2 protein-coding genes are annotated in these 877 nt (G+C 44.4%); both read right to left on the bottom strand.

All coding sequences use genetic code 11. The features are described from left to right. Positions 1 to 241 (bottom strand): hypothetical protein (locus tag A3766_RS17740; protein WP_197479617.1); only part of this gene is annotated, 241 nt, incomplete at its 3' end. A gap of 76 nt (positions 242 to 317) precedes the next feature. Then, on the bottom strand, positions 318 to 877 hold a 560-nt coding region (locus A3766_RS17745; RefSeq protein ID WP_082907145.1), incomplete at its 5' end, for a response regulator transcription factor.

Consider the following 877-nt stretch of genomic DNA (forward strand, 5'->3'; position numbering starts at 1 on the left):
CAATCTTGTTATAACGTATTAAATCAGTCCAGGTGTGCTGTCTGTTGAGAAGGCCTTGACTGACTTTTTGCAGGTTGTCGCCAGGGCGCAGCGTGTAGTGCCACTCTTCCACCTGAGGTGTTTGAGCAAACGATACCGAAGTTAGCAAGACGCTAGAAATAGCACAAGAAAGGCATAAGAGCATGACGAAGTTGATGACTGTCGTCGTTAGTTTATGGATATCAATACGTCCAAATTTCATAAATAAATCATGCTCACTACATTATTAATATCAAAGCTTCTAGCCAAGAGCAGGTTAAGAGCTGCTGTCCTTATCTCTAGTCGCCAACTTTTTCCAGCCTGTACCCATGTTGATAAACTGTTTTCACGCGAAATCCGTTCTCAGGTTTGATATGCAATTTGCGTCTTAAGCGACTGACATGCGTATCGACGGTCCGAGTATTGATGTTGATAGAAATTCCCCAAACCCTTTCCAACAGGTAGTCTCTGGATAGTAGGCGCCCAATGTTCTGAAACATGAAGACGGCTAAATCAAAATCTTTATCGGTCAGTGGCACGTCTTCACCAAAAGACACGATGGTTCTTTTAGTCAGATTAATCACATAAGGGCCAATAACCATCTCCTCTTGCTCTTCTACCTCGTTTGCGGAGCGTCTTGCTAAGGCGTTGACTCGAGCTTTTAACTCTCCAGGTCTGGCTGGTTTGACAAGATAGTCGTCAGCGCCTGCATCAAGGGCCGTTATAATATCGGCTTCGCTATCTCTGGAGGTCAGAAATATTACAGGTATCCGCCAGCTAAGCTCTGAGCGAATCGATTTAAGAACTTCGGTACCTTCCATGTCTGGAAGCTGCCAATCAAGGATTAACAAGTCATAAC

The organism is Oleiphilus sp. HI0132 (genome assembly GCF_001635845.1).